At 43.8% G+C, this 19,742-nt stretch carries 20 protein-coding genes, 1 other RNA gene and 1 other annotated feature; of the genes, 3 read left to right on the plus strand and 18 right to left on the minus strand.

The genetic code is table 11. The annotated features are described in order from the left end of the window. Positions 1–227 precede the first annotated feature (227 nt). The 11 genes from B3L97_RS06925 to hpf all read right to left on the minus strand — a co-directional run bounded on the left by B3L97_RS06925 (position 228) and on the right by hpf (position 11,440). Positions 228–428 (minus strand): hypothetical protein, encoded by a 201-nt coding sequence (locus B3L97_RS06925; protein ID WP_286847667.1) that lies wholly within the window; start codon positions 426–428, stop codon positions 228–230. A 157-nt stretch (positions 429–585) separates the two neighbouring features. Next, positions 586–1,353 carry a transporter substrate-binding domain-containing protein gene (locus B3L97_RS06930; RefSeq protein ID WP_286934655.1) on the minus strand — a complete coding sequence of 256 codons (768 nt, stop codon included), beginning with the start codon at positions 1,351–1,353 and terminating at the stop codon, positions 586–588. A 46-nt stretch (positions 1,354–1,399) separates the two neighbouring features. Continuing rightward, on the minus strand, positions 1,400–2,617 hold the full coding sequence (locus B3L97_RS06935) for an argininosuccinate synthase (RefSeq protein ID WP_024822086.1): 1,218 nt from the start codon (positions 2,615–2,617) through the stop codon (positions 1,400–1,402). 54 nt (positions 2,618–2,671) lie between these two features. After that, positions 2,672–2,896: a binding site (T-box leader), on the minus strand. Positions 2,897–2,945: 49 nt separating this feature from the next. Next, complete coding sequence (gene surE / locus B3L97_RS06940; RefSeq protein WP_286934656.1) at positions 2,946–3,746, minus strand: 5'/3'-nucleotidase SurE; 801 nt, start codon at positions 3,744–3,746, stop codon at positions 2,946–2,948. Between the two features lie 27 nt (positions 3,747–3,773). Continuing rightward, entirely contained in the window at positions 3,774–4,379 is a 606-nt protein-coding gene (locus B3L97_RS06945) for a site-2 protease family protein (protein ID WP_024822084.1), read from the minus strand. A 5-nt stretch (positions 4,380–4,384) separates the two neighbouring features. Beyond that, positions 4,385–7,000, minus strand: a complete 2,616-nt coding sequence (locus tag B3L97_RS06950) for a CBS domain-containing protein (RefSeq protein WP_286934658.1) — start codon at positions 6,998–7,000, stop codon at positions 4,385–4,387. Then, entirely contained in the window at positions 6,997–7,878 is an 882-nt protein-coding gene (gene coaE, locus B3L97_RS06955) for a dephospho-CoA kinase (RefSeq protein WP_286934659.1), read from the minus strand. Before coaE ends, B3L97_RS06950 begins: the two co-directional genes overlap by 4 nt. Beyond that, complete coding sequence (locus B3L97_RS06960) at positions 7,838–9,820, minus strand: ATP-dependent helicase (RefSeq protein WP_286847669.1); 1,983 nt, start codon at positions 9,818–9,820, stop codon at positions 7,838–7,840. Before B3L97_RS06960 ends, coaE begins: the two co-directional genes overlap by 41 nt. Then, the gene (gene hypB / locus B3L97_RS06965; RefSeq protein WP_286847670.1) at positions 9,811–10,476 is read right to left on the minus strand and encodes a hydrogenase nickel incorporation protein HypB; all 666 of its coding nucleotides are present in this window, start codon (positions 10,474–10,476) and stop codon (positions 9,811–9,813) included. The genes B3L97_RS06960 and hypB overlap by 10 nt, the downstream gene beginning before the upstream one ends. Next, on the minus strand, positions 10,469–10,822 hold the full coding sequence (gene hypA, locus B3L97_RS06970; RefSeq protein ID WP_286847671.1) for a hydrogenase maturation nickel metallochaperone HypA: 354 nt from the start codon (positions 10,820–10,822) through the stop codon (positions 10,469–10,471). Before hypA ends, hypB begins: the two co-directional genes overlap by 8 nt. A 78-nt stretch (positions 10,823–10,900) precedes the next feature. Beyond that, a complete protein-coding gene (hpf, locus tag B3L97_RS06975; protein ID WP_286847672.1) occupies positions 10,901–11,440 on the minus strand; it encodes a ribosome hibernation-promoting factor, HPF/YfiA family in 540 nt (179 codons plus the stop codon). Between the two features lie 152 nt (positions 11,441–11,592). Between hpf and B3L97_RS06980 the strand changes: the two genes are divergently transcribed. Then, positions 11,593–12,783, plus strand: coding sequence for a pyridoxal phosphate-dependent aminotransferase (locus B3L97_RS06980; RefSeq protein WP_286847673.1), 1,191 nt, complete (start codon positions 11,593–11,595; stop codon positions 12,781–12,783). A 59-nt stretch (positions 12,784–12,842) separates the two neighbouring features. Here the strand turns inward: B3L97_RS06980 and B3L97_RS06985 are convergent, their stop codons facing one another. Further along, complete coding sequence (locus B3L97_RS06985; RefSeq protein WP_414630722.1) at positions 12,843–13,823, minus strand: 2-hydroxyacid dehydrogenase; 981 nt, start codon at positions 13,821–13,823, stop codon at positions 12,843–12,845. 246 nt (positions 13,824–14,069) lie between these two features. Between B3L97_RS06985 and B3L97_RS06990 the strand changes: the two genes are divergently transcribed. Further along, positions 14,070–15,371: an NCS2 family permease gene (locus tag B3L97_RS06990; protein WP_286934660.1), complete on the plus strand. Its 1,302-nt coding sequence runs from the start codon at positions 14,070–14,072 to the stop codon at positions 15,369–15,371. Positions 15,372–15,460: 89 nt separating this feature from the next. Here the strand turns inward: B3L97_RS06990 and frr are convergent, their stop codons facing one another. From frr to rpsB, 4 genes are all read right to left on the minus strand, one after another. Continuing rightward, positions 15,461–16,021: a ribosome recycling factor gene (frr, locus tag B3L97_RS06995; RefSeq protein WP_024822074.1), complete on the minus strand. Its 561-nt coding sequence runs from the start codon at positions 16,019–16,021 to the stop codon at positions 15,461–15,463. Continuing rightward, a complete protein-coding gene (pyrH, locus tag B3L97_RS07000; RefSeq protein ID WP_024822073.1) occupies positions 16,014–16,745 on the minus strand; it encodes a UMP kinase in 732 nt (243 codons plus the stop codon). The genes frr and pyrH overlap by 8 nt, the downstream gene beginning before the upstream one ends. Positions 16,746–16,828: 83 nt before the next feature. Beyond that, positions 16,829–17,425, minus strand: coding sequence for a translation elongation factor Ts (gene tsf, locus B3L97_RS07005; RefSeq protein WP_024822072.1), 597 nt, complete (start codon positions 17,423–17,425; stop codon positions 16,829–16,831). Positions 17,426–17,448: 23 nt separating this feature from the next. Then, positions 17,449–18,249 carry a 30S ribosomal protein S2 gene (gene rpsB / locus B3L97_RS07010; protein ID WP_024822071.1) on the minus strand — a complete coding sequence of 267 codons (801 nt, stop codon included), beginning with the start codon at positions 18,247–18,249 and terminating at the stop codon, positions 17,449–17,451. A 228-nt stretch (positions 18,250–18,477) separates the two neighbouring features. Between rpsB and B3L97_RS07015 the strand changes: the two genes are divergently transcribed. Then, on the plus strand, positions 18,478–18,825 hold the full coding sequence (locus B3L97_RS07015; RefSeq protein ID WP_024822070.1) for a metal-sensitive transcriptional regulator: 348 nt from the start codon (positions 18,478–18,480) through the stop codon (positions 18,823–18,825). 18 nt (positions 18,826–18,843) lie between these two features. Here B3L97_RS07015 and ffs read toward each other — a convergent pair. Then, positions 18,844–18,942, minus strand: an RNA gene (ffs, locus tag B3L97_RS07020) — signal recognition particle sRNA small type. A 75-nt stretch (positions 18,943–19,017) separates the two neighbouring features. Next, positions 19,018–19,470 carry a YbhB/YbcL family Raf kinase inhibitor-like protein gene (locus tag B3L97_RS07025; protein ID WP_024822069.1) on the minus strand — a complete coding sequence of 151 codons (453 nt, stop codon included), beginning with the start codon at positions 19,468–19,470 and terminating at the stop codon, positions 19,018–19,020. Positions 19,471–19,742: the final 272 nt, after the last annotated feature.

Genomic DNA, 19,742 nt, shown 5'->3' on the forward strand with positions numbered 1-19,742 from the left:
ACTTGCAAGTTGATACTGACACTGCAGAGGCAGAGTCACTTATATAAAAATTGAGAACGTACCCATGCGCTCAAAATTATAACATATTTCATATAAAGCTAAAACGGCGGAACATGGTAGATAGGAAATCATATGTTAATGTTCAAACTTAAGGGTATTCATATCCCTGAAACGAACTCTATGGTGAACAAAAAACGACCTCTCAATGGATGCTTCGTTCCCTGAGTTTACCTTCTCCCCCTATCATGAGCAGCAAAATAGCCAATACCCAGAATAACTGCAATCCAAAAATAGCGCAGGCGACCTTGAAAGAAGAGCCCTACTTTTTCTCGTCCAACGAGGGCTGTAAAACTAAACACCACCATGACAAATACAGTAAGTACGGCTAATACCTTGCCCCTTGTAGTAAGCGGTTTTCGTTCTGGCATTCTAAAATCTGTCTCCCTTCTTAGGCGACTATTTTTTAAATATTAACAATAATTGTACACCGTATAAAGCTCTTTGCCAAAAAGCAAAAGCCTGCTAACTAAAAAATTAGCAGGCCATATTTCACACTCTCTACTCTATTGTTTTACCTTCCAAAATCTACTCTTTTTTCGTATTCCATTTCTTATGAAGTTCTGCAATAAACCCTTCCTCATCAAGTTTTGTCAGGACTTCATTTATAGCTTCAAGGAAAAGAGGCTCTTCTTGGCTTACAGCCAAAGCCTGTTTTGCCCCTTTCAGCTCAACTGTAAAAGATTTTTTAAGTTGTCCTTTAAATTCTTCACTATTTATATAGGTTTCTGCCACCGTTTCATCCATGAGAGAGGCGTCAGCCCGTTTTAGGGCTACTTCTCGCACAGCATCGTTAAGTTTAGGGAAGCGCTTCACCGTTACATCCGCAACCTCGGAGATAAACACATCCTGTGTCGTAGCTAGCTGTACTGCTACGCTTTTCCCCTTTAAATCCTCCATGCCATTTACATCAGGGCTATTTGTAGGCAGTACAAAAGCACTGAGACTTACCATATAGGGTTGAGAGAAAGCCACCTTTTTGCTTCGTTCCTCCGTAATGCTGAGAGCAGCGGCTATCATATCAATTTTTCCTGTTAAAAGAGATGGGATAACACCATCAAAGGCCATATCTACCCATTCAACTTTCTTACCCAGCCTTTTCCCTACTTCGTTGGCCAAATCAATATCGAACCCTACAAGAGCTCCCGTCTTATCATGAAACTCAAAAGGCGGATAGGAACCTGACGTACCCACAACAATAGTATCTTTCTCCATAACTGATGCAGCCTGTGCAAATCCACCCCATAAAACAACCACTGTCACCAACAGAACAAATACCCAACTGTTTTTTTTCATCTATCGTCACTCCTCTCTATTTATGAAAAAAATCTTTACTACATAATTACTGAAAAATCTCTATGGGCATTTTATCTTTATGAACCTGTTTCCACGTCTTCAGCGGTAATCCCCATATTTTAATGAACCCAACCGCTGCCTGATGATCAAAAACATCTCCCTCTGAGTAAGTAGCTATATTCATTTGATAGATCGAACTGGGAGACTTCATGCCTCGAACAACTGCTTGCCCTTTGTAAAGTCGAACTTTCACAACTCCATTTACATATTCTTGCGTCGTGTTTATAAAAGAATCAATAGATTCTTTCAGAGGGGAATACCAATAGCCCTCGTATGTGAGTTCCGCAAACTTTGTCTCCATTTCCTTTTTAGCCGCAAGCACTTTCTTATCTAAAGTTAACGTTTCAAGAGCTTTATGGGCTGTAATTAAAGTTATGGCGGCAGGACACTCGTAAACCTCTCGGCTCTTAAATCCTACGAGACGATCTTCGATCATATCGATACGTCCTACACCGTGTTTCCCTGCAAGATTGTTTAAAGACTGAATCAACGCAATCCCATCCATTTTTTCTCCATTCAATGCTACTGGAATTCCCTTTTCAAATGATATCTCCACAAACTCTTGATGATCTGGAGCATTCCACGGATCCACTGTGAGGATATAGGCATCAGAAGGGGGTTCATTCCAGGGATCCTCTAAAATGCCGCACTCAATGGAACGTCCCCATAGGTTTTCATCAATACTGTATGGAGATGCAGTAGTAGCCAAGACAGGAATTCCGTGGGCCTGTGCATACTCCATTTCAGCTTCTCGACTAAAGTGCCAATCTCGAACAGGAGCCAACACGACAAGTTCAGGGTTTAATGCATTAGTACATACCTCCATTCGCACCTGATCCTGTCCTTTACCTGTACATCCATGAGCAACAGCGCCTGCATTCTCTTTTTTTGCCACCGCCGCCATAGCCTTTGCTATAAGAGGGCGCGAGAGAGCCGAATTAAGAGGATAGGTTCCCTGATATAGAGCATTTGCCTTCAACGCTGGCCACACAAATTCCTTTACAAACTCCTTCTTAAGATCCATAACGTAGGCTTTAGAGGCACCACTATGTAAAGCCTTATTTTTGGCTTTCTCCAGATCTACAGATTGCCCCACGTCAGCTGTCATGGTAATGACCTCATATCCCTGTTCTGTCAGCCACATAGCAGCAACAGAAGTATCTAATCCTCCACTGTATGCTAAAACAACCTTCTTCTCTCCCATATTCTGTTCTCCTCCCTTAATGTCTCAAAAACAAACAAGCCCGTCCCTCTTTTTAAGAGGGACGGGCTTGTAACCCGCGGTGCCACCCACGTTGACAAAAGGGGAAAATCCTTTTGTCCTCTCCTTAACATCTCTACTTGATTCCCCATGGGGATCTTTCTTCGAGATCAGCTCTAGGGTTCTATTCTTCTCCTCCACATTCCAAGAAGACTCTCAGCCTCCGGCCTTCTCTCTCTGTAGGTGTGTTTGGAGAATACTCTTCCCTTTCATTGCCGTATCATGCTTTTTTGTATGAGAAGCATTATACACGACAATGAACTTCTGTCAACTATTTTTTTAAAAAGTACCTAAAGTTTATTTTTTCAAGACCATTCCCTGAATACCGCTCAAGAGATGGGTAATGGGTCATGTCCATATGAACAGGTGTAATAGAGACATAGCCGTTGGCAAGAGCCCAGACATCGCAGCCTTCTACCAGCTGATCCTCCGGCTGACCTGAAATCCAAAAATAAACATGCCCCTTAGGATCTTCCAGTTTCGTCACTTTCCCCTCATAAAGCCGGACTCCTTTTCTTGTTACTTTGATTCCTTTTAACATGGTGATCGGAAGATTAGGAACATTAATATTGAGTAACACCCCTTCGGGAAGAGGCTCTTCCTCTAAAACTGCCAGCACTTTCTCCACTACAATAGCCGCTGTTTCATAATGACATTCGCTATCTCGACTACTGCAATTCAGGGATACGGCGATAGCACGACGACCCAGGATAACACCTTCCATAGCCGCAGAGACTGTGCCAGAATAGGTAAGATCATCTCCTACGTTAGGCCCATTGTTAATGCCTGAAATAACCATATCAGTCTCACTTTGAACCTCCTCAACTCCCAATACAACGCAATCGGAAGGAGTACCGTCACAAGCATAAACCTTTTGCCCCGGAATATATGGACTCTGATCAATATTCCACAAACGAAGAGGTCTCGTTAAAGTAATGGCATGACCGACACTGCTTCTCTCTCTATCTGGCGCTACTACAGACCATAAGAAACCTTTCGATGCTAAATGTTTGGCCAAAGCCATAAGGCCTGGGGCATAGATTCCATCGTCATTAGTCAATAGGATATTCAAATACTTCTTCTCCTCTCATCAATACACTTAAAGAATCCATCGTATGATGGCATAAGAAATGGGGCTCATAATAGCCGGGATAATACCTAACCCCAAAAGGACCATGAGAATAATAAAACCATAGCGTTCAAGCCAAAAATATTTTTCAATCCAACGGGGCGGTAAGAAGTAATAGAGTATTTTTGAACCATCGAGAGGAGGAATAGGGATAAGATTAAACACCGCGAGTCCCACATTTATAGCTACCATGAGGAACATGAAAAGGCGTAAAGCTGGATTCCCAAGAAAGAAATAAGGAAAAAGCCGTACTAAAAGACCGCAAAACATGGCGCTTGCCAAGTTACCAGCTGCTCCAGCAAGGGAAACAAGAACTATATCCCGTCGAGGGTTTTTAAAATATCTTGGGTCAATAGGAACAGGTTTCGCCCATCCAAACCTGAAGAAAAGGAGCATAAGAGCTCCAATAGGGTCTAAGTGCGCTAAGGGATTAAGAGATAACCTCCCAGCTCTCTCTGCTGTAGGATCTCCAAGAAGGTACGCTACATAACCATGACAAAATTCATGAAAGGTTATAGCCCACAATATAGCAGGCAAACTCAACAATAATTCAGCAATAGGTGGAAAACGGAACATCCCTCTCACTCTCCTTTAGGGAAATGGGTTTCAAGCCATATCAGCTCTTCTTCTCGAGATGGTAGCTCCTCATCAAGGCAACTATCCTTCAGTTTAGAAAGGATACGCCCCAGGCTAGGGCCCCCTTTATATCCCATCCGGATCAAATCCTGTCCAGTGAGGCTGCTATGCGTACTGTGCAGTCGAGAGAGATACAAAAGTATTCGCCGACGCACTCTCCATCTCTCTGTCGCTGCACTCCAGAAAAGGGCTGCTACTGGAGAAACTTCCTTTAAATAGTGATAAATTTCTGAGTTTTTTCTAGCGGCTCTTCCTCCGAGCTCTTGATCAGCTGTACGAAGCCCCTGAAGAGACTCCTCCATAATTTCCCGCTCTTTAGGAGACAGGTTCAAGCGATCTAAGACAGAAAATTGAAGACTCTCAGACGACTCCATAACAAGAGCTGCGAGGAAAGCAAGCCACTCTGCTCCCTTAAAATCTGGGAATTCTCTGGAAATGCGGATAAGAAAAGCCGAAAGGCGACGGAATGTACGAATAACTACATTTCCAATCCGTATTCCTGGAAATAAAATATCCCAAGCTCCTAACTCGGCCATTCGTTTCATTCCAGGATAAGGAGCTTTTTCCTGAAATAAAAGTTCCAGCTCGCTTCGCAGACGAAACCCGGACAACCTCGAAAGGAGCCCCCCCCTCAAGCAACTTTTCAGAAGGCGCAACGTATTATCCTCCATGCGGAAACCAAGCCGTTGTTCTAAGCGAATTCCACGAATAACGCGAGTTGGATCCTCTACGAAACTTAAGTTATGCAAAACCTTCAGTACCTTTTTCTTCAGGTCTCGGCGGCCACCAAAATAATCTATCAGAGTTCCCCATGTATCAGGGGTAATGGAAATAGCCATGGCATTAATAGTAAAATCGCGGCGATACAGGTCGTGTTTCAATGAATCACTTGCCACTTTGGGTTGGGCGAGGGGATATTCATAAAACTCCCGTCTCGCTGTTGCCACATCAACCTTCATTCCATCAGGGAAAATAAGCGTTCCTGTTTTATAACGTTCATGAACAGAAACTCGACATCCCTCCCAATCCAGACTTTTCAAAAAATCCACCGCGCTGCCTTCCACCACCACATCTAAATCGAGACCCTCTCGGCCCAACATAAGATCCCGTACAATTCCGCCCACAATATATGCTTTCATACCAAGGGTCTGCGCACGTTCTCCCAGTTTCTGCAATATAGCCTGTTGTGGGGGTGCCAGTCGAACCATCAACAGGTCGGAAAGATCGGCCGACCATGGAAGCTCTGAAGCTATTTTTCGCTCTTCCGGCGGAAGGGATTCTGGATAAAGTGCGCGAACAAGATCAGTGCGAGTTACAATACCAACAAGAATCTTCCCATCCAAAACAGGCAATCTTCCTATATTGTGAAAAACCAGGATACGGTGAGCTTCCGCTATAGATGCCTCTTTTGAAATAGAGATAACACCCTCTGTCATAAATTCTTTTACAAGAGCCAGGCCAAAACCGTGAAGTTGAGCCTTATCAAGGTCCTTTCGGGTAATAATACCTATTAGAGTGTCTCCTCGCACAACCGGAAGGGCTGAATGTCCATAACGAATCATGATTCTATATGCATCATTCACTGAAGAATCAGGTTCTACCGCCATGACAGGACTTGTCATAATGTCTTCAACGGTTAAGCGAGGTTGAATGGATTCCTCTAGTTTTTTCTCAAGGCTCTCTAGAATAGAGAGCGGACGAACATTATGAAGCGTTACAGACGAGGCCTGAGGATGCCCCCCTCCTCCCAGATGAGCTAAAAACTGAGAAACATCAAGCACCTTCTCGTGACTTCTCGCCACTACATATGTCCTCTTCTCCATCTTAACAGCAGCCAAGGCTACATCCGCATCGAAATAGTCTCGAAGCCGATGAACGAAAAGGGATAACCCATCTATATATATTGGGGAAGAGGTAAAAGAAAGTACAACCCTGGCCCCGTTAATATAGCGAACCCATGCATTTTCAATTAATAAGTCGAGAATTCGCCGCTCCGAAGCAGAAAAGCTCATTTCAATATGGGAAGGAATAATAGTCAAATCGGCCCCTATCTCTTTAAGCCGAGATATAGCAGCAAAATCTCTTTCAGTCGTTCCCCCGAAAGTCAGTCCGCCTGTATCTTCATATATTCCCATAGCGAAAAGCGTCGCTTCTTGAGGCGTAATGGGGATTTGCCGTTCAAAAAGAATTTCAACCAACAAGGTAGTAGTGGCACCTATAGGATCTATAACTATCAGCTCTCCGTCAATATCATCGGCGGAGGGAGGATGATGATCATAAACATGAACAATAACATCTTTTTTCCCCAAAAGAGTTGCGAAAGGACCGATGCGCGACCGGGAACGGGTATCAACTACAATGAGCTGAGTAATCTCATCTTTCCTAATTTTTCGGGGAGTCACAATAGGCCAGCGACGAGGAAATTTTCGCAAAAAATCCCGAACCGTCCGGCTTGTAGAGCCAGAAAGAGAGAGTATGGCGTCGGGATAAAGTTTCGAAGCGGCAACCATACTTGCTATGGAATCAAAATCGTTCCCCATATGGCTCGTTATAACTTTCAACCGTTCATTTCCTCCACTAAATCATTTCGAAGGGCCGCTGATAGACGCGGAACATGAAGGAGCTCCACTTCATTCACGCCCTCGTTTTTCAGTAGTTCCTCTACAAATCTCCAGTAAAATTCATAAGAATAAGCTCGCAACAAATAGCGCTTTCCCATAGATAATCGACCATTTTGCATAAGAGCATTGACTAAAGGCTGCACCTCCACCCTCGAAGCCCAGCCAGAGGCTCCCAGGCGAACAGCCGCACGGCGAAGACTCTTTTCATCAGAGCTATACGCCTGAATAACACAAAGAGCCGCCATTTTTTTAAACGCAACGGCATATCGCAACAAAGACTCTTCAAGACTCTCTAAAGACCCCTCATTCTGTATCACAAGATCAGCCATAGCCTGTTTTTCTTCAGTATTCATAAGGAAACGCTCTCGACGTTCTATCTCTTCCTCATTCCATCCACGCGAAACGTTCCGAGAAAGTCTCGTTGACGTAGATGCCGTCACATACACTGTATAATCTACCCACCACGGCACACTATTCTCAAAAAGGAGCGGAATCTCTGCTACAATCCATCCTCGAAGAGCAAACATCCGACGTTCCATCTCTTTACGAACCATAGGATGGAGAATAGAACAAAGCCACTCGTATTCTTTGGGGTCAGCAAAAATACGAGAAGCGATCTCTGATGGATTGATGCTGCCATTATGATAAAAAACGCAACTTCCCCATCGCTCTTCCACTCTTTTTAGGACTCTGGGTTCTTTCCATATTTCATGGGTTATACAATCTGCGTCAATAATAGAAGCCCCGTGATTTTTCCAAAGACCAGCGACAGTAGATTTACCAGCCCCTACGTCTCCTGTCACGCCCAAAACCAGCATAGGACATCTCCTCCTCGCCTTGGTCTTCAACTTCTTTATTTCCGTCGGGAATCTCCCAAAGGAAACGAGACAAGCCGTTTCTGAAAACAGAACCAAAAAGCCGGCGACTCCGTGCTCCTGTCATGTAAAGTTTTTCTTCCGCACGTGTCATACCCACATAGCAGAGCCGACGCTCTTCTTCAAGGCTTTCTTGGTCTTCCATACACTTAAAATGAGGGAAGATAGCTTCTTCCAGCCCCACAAGGAACACTACTGGAAATTCCAATCCTTTAGCCGCATGAAGTGTCAAAAAGTTTACTGCACCTAAATCTCCCAAATCCGTAGTTTCCAGATCTGTAAAGAGAGCCACCTCCGCCAGCACTTCGGCAAGATCCCCCCCTGATGAAATGAGAGACCCCAGCTCGCGGATGTTTTCCACTCGCTCTTCCCATCCTTCAGGATCATCTTTTTTCAGTTGCTCCTGATAACCAATGCTGTCCAGGATATAAAGCAACACATCCTGGAAGTTTTGGGATTTCTTTAAAATAGCCGACATATGAAGAGCTAGTTCCATAGCCCCTGCACGTGCTTTCCCCGAAAGGGTAAGCTCTTTCCCCTCCTCTATGACCGCCCAAATTTGATGGGCTTCCATTGCAGAAAGAGAACCGAGAGTTTCACCCAGCTTTTCCAGGCTTTTCTTTCCAAGCCCTCGCGCCGGGACATTGGCTACCCTTGACAAAGAAGCCAAGTCTGCCGGATTCACCGCGAGACGCATATAAGAAAGCATGTCTTTTATTTCTTTTCTGTCATAAAACGCCGTACCCCTCACAACACGATAGGGAACGCCTCGTTCTATGCATTTCTGCTCGTAAATTCGGCTCATAGCATTAATGCGATAAAGAATTGCCATATCGCCATATTTATATCCTTGAAAATCATGAAGCTTTTTTATTTCCGACATAATAAATTCAGCTTCTTTATATTCGTTAGGTGAAAGAAGGACGTGTATTTTATCTCCCATATCCCGGGCTGTCCACAGATTCTTCTTCCTGCGCCGCTCGTTGCTCATAATCACTGAGTTTGCAGCTTTCAAAATATTCCCGGTGGATCGATAATTCTGATCTAAGACCACCACTTTCGCAGCAGGAAAATCTTTCTCGAAGTTAAGGATCATGGTCATATCAGCCCCTCGCCATCCATAAATAGATTGGTCTGGATCTCCTACAACCATAATTCGACCTGAAGTACCTATAAGACGGCGTAAAAGAAGATATTGAGGTTTATTTACGTCCTGATATTCATCGACCAAAATCCAATCAAGCCGTTCCTGCTCCCTCTTTCGAAGGTCACTATCAACGGTTAAAAGATGGAGGGGAAGGACCAGGAGATCATCAAAATCTATAGCATTCTGCTTCCTCAACTCTTCATTGTATAGGCTATAAACTTGATGTTCTATGCCCTCCAACCCTAAAGGCTCTAAAGTTTTAGGATTTCCTTCTGTTTTTGCCTTCGAAATTCTGTCAAGAACATGGGATGGATCAATTTGTTTCGGATCGAGGCGCAAATCCTCCATTACTTTCTTCACGAGAGATCGGCTATCGTTACGATCAAAAATAGCAAAACCTTTTTTGAGGCCAAGAAATTCTAGCTGGTCGCTATTTCGAAAAAGGAAATGAAGGCCATAAGAATGGAAAGTACTTACTTGCATTATAGCCGCAGAATCTCCGATTAGAGATATTACACGCTCTTTCATTTCCCGGGCTGCTTTATTCGTGAACGTTACAGCAAGTATCCCCCGCGGGGAGGCATATCCCTTATTAATAAGGTAGGCTACTTTATGAGTTAAAACTCTTGTTTTGCCACTTCCTGCTCCAGCAAGAACGAGTAATGGGCCGTCGCAATAAGAAACAGCCTCCTGTTGCCGCGGATTCAACTTCTCTAGAATAGGGTCATTTACAGACATTCAGAACGCTTCTCCTTTAATAATTTCTCCACCAAGGATACCCACTTCTGAATACCCTTGCCTGTCAACGCTTCTATCTCAATACATTCTACATTGGGATTTAAGTGAAAAAGATCATTCTTATATAAATCCATATCAAAGGGAACGTAAGGGACGAGATCTACCTTTGTGAGAAGAACAGCTTTGGCTTCGGAAAACAGATGCGGGTACTTCAAAGGTTTGTCAGCACCTTCTGGAATACTGCTCACTGCTACTTTCCAGTCCTCACCTATATCAAATTCTGCGGGACAGACTAAATTCCCCACATTTTCTATAAAGATCACATCAATATCTTCGAGAGGCAACTCTTCGAGAGCTTTTTTCACTAAATTCGCCTCAAGATGGCATCCCCCATGAGTGTTAATCTGAATTGAAGGAACTCCCAACTTTGAAAGACGTTCCGCATCTCGAGAAGTGGCTATATCACCTTCAATAACAGCAAAAGAGAAGGGAGCTTTATCTTTTGTCGCTTCAAGTAGCGTAGTTTTCCCGGCCCCTGGGGACCCTATAATATTAATAACCAAAAGACCTCGACGAGACATCTCTTTTCGAATCTGCAGGGCATACTCTTCATCAGCTGCCATAACGGACTGTTGAATCTTATAGATTTTAGCCATGTTCTTCTTCCACCTCCACTGACTCTATATCCAACTCCATACCCGACAAAACGTCAACATCCAAAGAGCCACAATGAGGACAGACAAAATCCATTTGATCTTCTCCCCATTTTTTGTCACATTTTTTACACTTAAAACTCATGGGAATCTCTATGATCTCCATTTTAGCCCCTGCAAGAGGTGTATCTTTTGTGGCGATAAGAAACACAAAAGACATGACATCAGGGATCACTTGCCTCATAGCTCCAACGTGAAGAGTAACCTTATTAATATGATTCCATTTATGAGATTTTTGTAACTCTAAAAGAGTCTCTATAATGGATTCAACCAGAGACATCTCGTGCATAGAATCGCCCCCAGTCGGGATGTATCAGAAAAAAAGGCCCCCGCAGGGGCCTTTCATACCTTTCTAAAAGTCGCCCGATCAATCGATAGGCTCGAGAAGACCAAACCCCCCGTTTTTCCTTCTATACACCACATTTACCGTACCTGTTTCCACATTCTTAAAGAGGAAAAACTCATGTCCGAGAAGATCCATTTGCATCGTAGCCTCTTTAGCTGTCATAGGCCGTAGAGGGAATCTTTTTACTTTGACTATTTCTTCTTCTACGAGGGGAACAGTTTCAACTTCTGGGAATCCCTCTAGATTAAAAGAAACATCGTGTGTCTTGAGCTGTGCTCTGTCTTTGAGGTAGTCGTTATGGCGCTTAATTTGACGTTCGATATTTTTCATGGCCTTATCGAAAGCTTTCCTCATATCAGGAGAATTCTCCTCGCTCCTCATAATGACTCCGTTGGCGTTGGAGGTAACTTCCACATTGTACATCCCCCGACCGAAGCTCACCAAAACCTGATTATCAAGGATGCGGCTAAAAAACTTATCCAGCTTTGACATCTTTCCCCTCATATAATCTCGGAGCTCGTCGTCAATAACAGCATTTCGCGCTACAAAGCGTACGTCCATAAACATCCCTCCAATCTACTAGCTCTGATCACAAATATTCTAACATTGTCACAACATATGGGCAATAAAGAGGGCTGGTATCCCCTCCCTCTCATCGGTATAATATCTATTGTAGCTATATCATCACCATCATAATCAGGAGTTGATAGATAATGCACATTTCAGAGCGGGCACGCAGAATGGAACCATCGGCCACTCTCGCAGTAGTAGCCAAAGCCAAAGCCCTCAAAAGAGAGGGGAAACCTGTTATTTCTTTTGGTGCAGGAGAGCCTGATTTTCAATCCCCTGCTTCAGCACTGGAATACGCCCATACCGCTATGGAAAAAGGGCAGACACACTACACTCCGGCCTCTGGGATCCCTGAACTGAAAGAAGAAGTCTGCAACTATTATAAGAGCCACTTTAATCTTAGCTACGAAAGCAATCAGGTTCTCATCGGAGCAGGAGCAAAGCCCCTTCTTTACGAAGCTTTGGGCTGTACAGTGGACCCTGGTGATGAGGTACTGGTATTTACACCTGCATGGGTCAGTTACGTGGAGCAAATTCGCCTTTTTGAAGGCAAGGCTGTGCTGATCGACACATCTGATACAGGATTCGTTCCGGATTTGGAAAGGGTACGAAAGGCTATAACCTCAAAAACACGCTGCATGATGATTAATTCTCCCAACAATCCCACCGGAGCCGTTTACGACGAAAAAACTCTTAAGGGACTTGCTGATTTAGCTATAAAACATAATATTGTTATTATTTATGATGAAATCTATGAACGACTGGTCTATGGAGAGGCGAAGCATCACCAAATTTTGAATCTCTGCCCAGAAGCTAAAGATTTGACGATCATCATAAATGGAGTAAGCAAAGCTTTTGCCATGACAGGGTGGCGTATTGGTTACGCTCTCGGCCCTGCAGAGATTATTGCCAAGATGGGGTCTTTCCAGGGGCATCTTACTTCCAATGCATGCTCTATAGCCCAGTGGGCCGCCCTCGGCGCTCTTAGAGGGGCAGAAAAGGACGTACAAGCCATGCATGGAGAGTTTAGCAAACGGCGGGATCTTATTATCAGTCTTTTGAACGATATGCCCCTCATCTCCTTCCAGGAACCCCGCGGTGCTTTCTATGTTTGGATCGACGTGAAAAACACCTTGGGGAAAAAACATGACAACCGTACTATTACAGATGATGGTTCATTTTGCACGGCGCTTTTGGAAAGTAAATATGTGGCTGGAGTGCCTGGAGCAGCTTTCATGGTACCTGGAAATATGAGGGTTTCCTATTCCAACTCTAGCGAAGAGATTCGGGATGGAATGAAGCGATTAAAAGAGTTCCTAGAAGAACTCAAATAGAACCTTGCAGTTTTTGAGAAAGAGAGAGGCGGTTTTGTGCTGCCTCTCTCTTTTATTTTTTACCTATCCAAAACTTCAGGATTAACTACATAAGCTGGACGTCGCCCTTGCAATGCGTCAATAAGATTTTGAGCTGCCAGCCGACTCATACCTCCACGAGAATCTAAAGTGGCACTTCCCATGTGAGGCATAACCGTAACGTTAGGCAAGGAAAGCAATGGTTCATCTACGGGAACGGGCTCGACTTCAAAAACATCAAGCCCCGCACCCCATAACCACTTCTCTGATAAAGCTTTATACAGGGCTCGTTGATCCACAACCAATCCCCTCGCTGTATTAATAAGAATAGCCGTTGATTTCATCTTTTTAAGCTCTGTTTCTCCTATAAGTCCTCGCGTCTCTGACGTTAAAGGACAATGGATAGAAACATAATCTGATATGCGTAATAATTCATCTAAAGAGGCACGTCTCGCCCCTACCTCTTTCTCTGCCTCTGGTTTAGGAGACGGGTTAAAATATACAATAGACATGCCAAAACCTCGGCCTCGCCGTGCCATAGCTTGTCCAATCTTTCCAAACCCAATAATACCAAGGGTTTTTTGAGCAGTATCCATACCAAGCCACATATCAGGATACCACGTTCTCCATTCCCCTCTCCTCAAATATCCACCACACTCTACAAGACGTCGAGCTACAGCTAGGAGAAGCGTAAAAGCCAAATCCGCGGTGGCATCAGTTAAGACATCTGGAGTATTGCAAATAAGAACTCCATGACGAGTTGCCGCTTCAACATCTATATTGTCGAATCCAACAGCATGCTGACTTACCACCTTAAGATGAGGAGCTTGTTGAAAAAACTCTTCGTCAATTTTGTCAGCCGGCATGGAAAGAAGCCCATCTATAAATTGAACCTCTCGTAATAAAACGCCTCTGTCTGGGGCACCTTCTCCTTCCCACATACGATAAGAGACCTGCCCCTCTAAAATATCTCTGCCCTCTTTCAATATACGCTGACTTACATACACTTTCGGTAAAGCCAAAAGGGTCACCTCCATTGATACTTCATTCGACTTTTATTGTAACAGGATTTTACAACTAACAGATACAACAAAAGGTATATAAATAGTTTTCTACTTTAATTTTCATACTGGGACAGTAGATAAAACTCACATATTCTCTGGAACTCTTTACTTTAGATTGTTGTATTTTATAAAAGTTTGGATTATACTTCCCACTGTCTCTATTTTAACCTTTACAACCTTATTTAAATGGGAGGTTCCTTTGATATGGCTTCATGGCTCGAAAGTTTTTTTAAGGTACGAGAAGCTGGTAGTGATGCTCGTACAGAAATATTAGCTGGAGTAACCACCTTTATGACGATGGCGTACATTATTTTCGTCAATCCTGACATTATGTCAAAAGCGGGAATGCCTTTTGGCCCTGTTATGTCGGCTACGTGTCTGGCCAGTGCTTTTGCCACATTACTTATGGCTTTTCTGGCTAATTACCCTATCGCCCTCTCTGTGGGTATGGGGCTCAATGCTTTTTTTGCTTTTGGCGTAGTCCTCAACATGGGCATAAGCTGGCAAACAGCCTTAGCTGCTATCTTTACTGAAGGAGTTATTTTTGTAGCATTAACTCTCACCCGCATCCGCGAAGAAGTAGTAAATGCTATCCCCACCTCTCTTAAGATCGGTATATCCACAGGCATCGGCTTTTTCATAACTTTCATAGGCCTCCAAAGTGCCGGCATTATAGTGAAAAATGATGCAGTACTTGTAGGGATAGGGAATTTAAAAAGCCCTTCCGCTCTCCTCGCTATTGCCGGATTTTTTCTCATGGTAATCTTGGAAGCTCGTAAAGTTCGTGGGTCTATTCTTTGGGGGATTTTGATTATCACCGCTCTAAGCATTCCCTTCGGCGTAACATCCATGCCTTCAGGGATTATTTCTATGCCTCCTTCCATTGCTCCTATAGTAGGCAAGCTCGATTTTTCTGCTTTCTGGAATGCTGATTTCTGGATTATTGTCTTTACCTTTTTCTTCGTAGATTTCTTTGACACTGTGGGAACTCTGGTAGGAGTTACAAACAGAGCAGGCATGCTTGACAAAGAGGGGAATTTACCACGAGCAAAAGAAGCTCTGCTCGCAGACGCGGTAGGGACTGTGGCCGGAGCCATTCTTGGAACCTCTACTGTCACTTCTTTTGTTGAGAGCGCTAGCGGTGTAGAACAGGGAGGGCGAACTGGACTCACATCTCTCGTTACGGCTATTCTCTTTTTGCTCGCTCTTTTCTTCAGCCCCATCGTAGCTGTTGTGCCACCATGTGCTACAGCCCCAGCCTTGATAATGGTGGGTATCTTTATGATGATGAGTCTCAAGGGCTTCGATTTCGGCGAATGGACAGATATCGTTCCTGCATGCATCGCTATTTTCACGATGCCTTTCAGCTATAGCATCGCTGCTGGAATTGAGTTTGGTGTCATTAGTTTTGTAATTATAAAAATCTGTACAGGACGGAAAAAAGAGATTAGCCCCATGATGTTCCTCCTCTTCCTTGTTTTTATCTTAAAGGAAGTATTCTTCTAAACTCTCAGGACACCGCACGTACAATAAAAAGAAGGGCCTCGCTTCGTTACGCGAGGCCCTTTAAAATTAAAAGAGAAAACCCAAATACATTAATCTCCTTCTAAAATTTCCTTATCTTTGTTTTTCAAAATCTCATCAATTTTACGAATATACTCGTCTGTAACATCTTGTACGTCTTTAGTATATTTCCGCTGATCATCCTCACTAATCAGTGAATCTTTTTCCATCTTTTTCAGAGTATCGTTCGTATCACGACGAAGATTACGAATCGCTATTTTAGCTTCCTCAGCATATTTAGCCACTACTTTCGAAAGCTCCATACGCCGCTCCTTCGTGAGTTCAGGAAGGGTTAACCGAATGATCTCTCCATCATTTTGAGGATTAATGCCAAGAGAAGAGGCCTGAATGGCCTTCTCTATCCCTTTCAATATCGACTTATCGAAGGGAGCTATTACAATCTGCCTGGCTTCGGGCACAGAAACTGTGGCAAGTTGCTTAATAGGGGTCTGGGTCCCGTAATAATCGACCTTAATATCGTTCACAAGCCCTGGGTGGGCACGACCTGTTCGAATACCGATATATTCTTCCTTTAGGTGTTCAACAGCTTTCTCCATCTTTTCTTTCATTGTTGAAATTTCTTGTTTAGGCACTATAAAACTCCTCCTTCCCCGTCGAGACTATGGTGCCAACTTTTTTCCCATGAAGCAAGAAGTCGCTCAAATTACCTTTTTTCAAAACATTTAAAACCACTATTGGAATCTTATTTTCCATACATAAAGAAAAAGCCGCCGCGTCCATTATTTCTAATTGCTTCTGCAATGCATCCATGTAGGTTATTCTATGTAAAAGAATTGCGTTTGGGTTTTTCTCCGGATCTTCATTATATATACCATTTACCTTTGTAGCTTTCAACAAACAATCGGCCCCTACCTCAGCAGCGCGAAGAGCCGCCGCAGTATCGGTTGAAAAGTAAGGCGACCCAGTTCCACCAGCGAAAATAACGATTCTCTCTTTTTCAAGATGGCGGATAGCTCGTCTCCGAATATAGGGCTCTGCTATCTGACGCATTTCTACAGCAGTCTGAACCCGAGTAGGAACACCTAGTTTTTCTAATGTATCCTGAAGGGCAAGAGCATTAATAACAGTAGCTAGCATCCCCATATAATCAGCTTGAGCTCTCTCTATACCCATTGTCTCCACATCTCTGCCGCGAAGCATATTACCGCCACCAACAACCATGGCTATCTCTATGCCAGAATTCGCTACCTCCGCTATTTCTTCACATATAGAGCGTATCGCTTCAAAATCAAGCCCAAAAGCCTTCGTTCCAGCTAAAACCTCTCCTGATAGCTTCAGTAACACCCGTTTGAACATGCTCTAAATCCTCCATCTATTCCCTAACAATCAACAAACACAAAAAAGGCGAGGTCCTGAATATCGACCTCGCCCCTGTTTTTTTATTCGCCAATAGCAAATCGGGCGATTTTTCCAACCTTTATATTTTCGCCCAGTTTGGCTATGTTTGCTATAACCAAATCTTTAACTTTCTTATCTCCATCACGGATGTAGGGCTGTTCAAGAAGACAGACTGTTTCGTAATACTTCTGAACCTTCCCTTCCGCTATCTTATCTACGATCTTCTCAGGTTTCCCCTCGTCAAGAGCTTGCTGACGATAGATATCTTTCTCTCTATCCAGAACCTCGGTAGGAATCTCTTCAGGATCTATATATAAAGGTGCAGTAGCTGCCACCTGCATAGCCAATTCATGTCCAAGCTCCTGGAACTCATCGGTCTTCGCCACGAAGTCAGTCTCACAATTCAACTCAACCATGGAGGCAATTTTGGCGTTGGTGTGCAAATAGCAGAAAACCCTACCATCTGCAGCTGTACGAGCCGCTTTCTTTGCGGCCTTCGCAATTCCCTTTTCACGAAGGAAATCAATAGCCTTTTCCATATCGCCATTTGTCTCTACAAGGGCATGTTTACAATCCATCATGCCTGCCCCGGTACGTTCTCTGAGTTCTCTTACTGCAGATGCACTAATATCCGCCATGCTTAATACGTCCTCCTTAATTATTATTCTTCTTCGCTATCGTCATAAGTCTCAAGAAGACGCTCTCGAACCTCGATAATGTCTTTTTCGCCAACTTCTTCCTGTCCCTCAGCTGCCTCATGCCCTTCAACTGCGGCATCCACTCCCTGTTTCCCTTCAATTACAGCATCTGCCATGAGGCCAGAAATCAACTTTATAGCCCGAATAGCATCATCATTGCCCGGGATAGGATAATCGATCATTTCAGGGTCACAATTTGTATCGACGATGGCAATCACAGGAATCATAAGTTTCTTAGCCTCAAGAACAGCTATTTCTTCTCTTCGCGGATCGATAAGGAAGAGGGCATCTGGAAGAGCCTTCATCCCAGCGATACCACTCAAATATTTTTCAAGTTTGGCTAACTCTTTTTTGAGAAGAACTACTTCTTTTTTAGGAAGATCCTCCCATGTATCGTTCTCTGTCAAACGACGAAGCTCAATCATTCTGTTGACCCGTTTCCGAATGGTGGAGAAGTTAGTAAGAAGTCCACCCAGCCAGCGCTGGTTTATATAATATTGCCCACAGCGCATAGCTTCTTCTCGAATTGTATCCTGAGCCTGCCGTTTGGTTCCCACGAAAAGAACCGAACCACCATTTTCAGAAATTTCACGTACGAAACTATACGCCTTCTCCAACCCTCTCACTGTCTTCTGAAGGTCAATAATATAGACTCCGTTTCTTTCAGTAAAAATATACGGCTTCATCTTAGGATTCCACCGTCTCGTCTGGTGTCCAAAGTGGACGCCACATTCAAGAAGCTGTTTCATACTTACTACAGACATAGCATATTCCTCCTGATATTTGGTTTTCCCTCCACAAACATCGCCTGGAAGCAGGATCCTTGCTAAACAAAGACACCCCCACCCCCATCAGTTCATGTGTGTGATATGGGCCACCGGACAGTATATCACAAATGAAGATACCCCTTCAACTATTGCAGAAACAACATATACCCTGTATTGTTAGACAGATAAAGATGTGAAAAACATCGCTCTTAAGGAGGATCAACAATGGGTAAAAATTCCCTCGTTAATAAGCTCGACGATATGTCACCAGCAGCAAAAGCAATGTTTAACCGGTTACGAAGAGTTGAAGGGCAACTTCGCGGCATTCAAAGAATGATTCTTGAAGACAAACCCTGCTACGACGTACTCCTTCAGCTTTCTGCAGCGAGAAAAGCCATGCAAAAAGCCTGTATTGAAATATTGAAAAACTACATCAACAAATGTGTTCACGAAGCCCAAGACCCTGACTTGGACAACCTTGAAAAACTCATAGAAGCACTTATTGACATCGCTCCCGCAGGGATGGTTTTCAAGAACGACGAAGATGAAGAGAAGAACGAAAAAAAAGCATAAAAAGAGCGGCCCTCTCCGGGAGATCCAGCTACCTGTGGCACCCAGAACACTCCGCTTACTGCTGCTCCCTCCCGGGCCTGACAGAATTCACGGGGATCTGCCGCACAGGGCTGAACCCCCCGGAGAAGACCGCCGACGGGTATTCTAACAGTCTTTTCTTTTAGAAGCAAGATCTTTTCTGATTATCTATTGTCACTTTCCAAATTTTCCCATGAGTTCTGCCGTCCCAACAATGTGTCCCTTCATTGCCTTTTCCACCGAGTGAATTGAGGCTCCTCCCTTCACACCAAGTTCTATATCCAAAGCATAAAGGGTGAAGATATAGCGATGAACACCGAAAGGAGGTTGCGGTCCATCATACCCAATCTCTCCCCAACTGTTGAGACCCTGTCGTATCCCATCAGACGTTTCGTCGGCCCTCCCCATGTCTGGTGGCAACCCATTATTGTTTTTCGGAATATTATAGACTACCCAATGGGTCCATATGCCGGCAAGAGCATCAGGATCAAGGCAGAAAAGCACCAAACTCACAGCATTATCAGGCACATCTTCCCACACCAAAGAAGGCGGGATGTTCCCAAAGAGACGCCCATGATGATGGGGAATAGCTGCTCCGTTTTCAAAACTATTACACACCAACTTCATGACGTTCCCCCCTCACTCTCTATATTGACTATATTTTATATTATAAAAAGATGTGTCAACAATGAGAAGCCCGTACTTGTTCGAACATGCTTTATTTTCCCATAAAAAAATTAAAGTTAAATTGTATGATAAAATAAAAAAGTTCCTCTTTATCTCTCCATAAGGGGGTTATTAAAATGATCGAGCAAGTATTGTCTCTGGAAGAACGTTTTCGCTCAACATACCTCTCATATTGGAAAGACATACACACCTATCCCGAACTCAGCGACCAG

This window comes from Aminobacterium sp. UBA4834, from assembly GCF_002400205.1.
In the GTDB taxonomy this organism is placed as follows: domain Bacteria; phylum Synergistota; class Synergistia; order Synergistales; family Aminobacteriaceae; genus Aminobacterium; species Aminobacterium mobile.

Coding starts and splice junctions, on each gene's coding strand:
- B3L97_RS06925 (WP_286847667.1), bottom strand. CDS start 428: ATGCCAGAACGAAAACCGCTTACTACAAGGGGCAAGGTATTAGCCGTA.
- B3L97_RS06930 (WP_286934655.1), bottom strand. CDS start 1,353: ATGAAAAAAAACAGTTGGGTATTTGTTCTGTTGGTGACAGTGGTTGTT.
- B3L97_RS06960 (WP_286847669.1), bottom strand. CDS start 9,820: ATGTCTGTAAATGACCCTATTCTAGAGAAGTTGAATCCGCGGCAACAG.
- rpsB (WP_024822071.1), bottom strand. CDS start 18,249: ATGTCTGTAGTAAGTATGAAACAGCTTCTTGAATGTGGCGTCCACTTT.
- B3L97_RS06980 (WP_286847673.1), top strand. CDS start 11,593: ATGCACATTTCAGAGCGGGCACGCAGAATGGAACCATCGGCCACTCTC.
- hpf (WP_286847672.1), bottom strand. CDS start 11,440: ATGGACGTACGCTTTGTAGCGCGAAATGCTGTTATTGACGACGAGCTC.
- pyrH (WP_024822073.1), bottom strand. CDS start 16,745: ATGTTCAAACGGGTGTTACTGAAGCTATCAGGAGAGGTTTTAGCTGGA.
- B3L97_RS07025 (WP_024822069.1), bottom strand. CDS start 19,470: ATGAAGTTGGTGTGTAATAGTTTTGAAAACGGAGCAGCTATTCCCCAT.
- B3L97_RS07015 (WP_024822070.1), top strand. CDS start 18,478: ATGGGTAAAAATTCCCTCGTTAATAAGCTCGACGATATGTCACCAGCA.
- tsf (WP_024822072.1), bottom strand. CDS start 17,425: ATGGCGGATATTAGTGCATCTGCAGTAAGAGAACTCAGAGAACGTACC.
- B3L97_RS06935 (WP_024822086.1), bottom strand. CDS start 2,617: ATGGGAGAGAAGAAGGTTGTTTTAGCATACAGTGGAGGATTAGATACT.
- coaE (WP_286934659.1), bottom strand. CDS start 7,878: ATGCTGGTTTTGGGCGTGACAGGAGACGTAGGGGCTGGTAAATCTACT.
- B3L97_RS06945 (WP_024822084.1), bottom strand. CDS start 4,379: ATGTTCCGTTTTCCACCTATTGCTGAATTATTGTTGAGTTTGCCTGCT.
- hypA (WP_286847671.1), bottom strand. CDS start 10,822: ATGCACGAGATGTCTCTGGTTGAATCCATTATAGAGACTCTTTTAGAG.
- hypB (WP_286847670.1), bottom strand. CDS start 10,476: ATGGCTAAAATCTATAAGATTCAACAGTCCGTTATGGCAGCTGATGAA.
- B3L97_RS06990 (WP_286934660.1), top strand. CDS start 14,070: ATGGCTTCATGGCTCGAAAGTTTTTTTAAGGTACGAGAAGCTGGTAGT.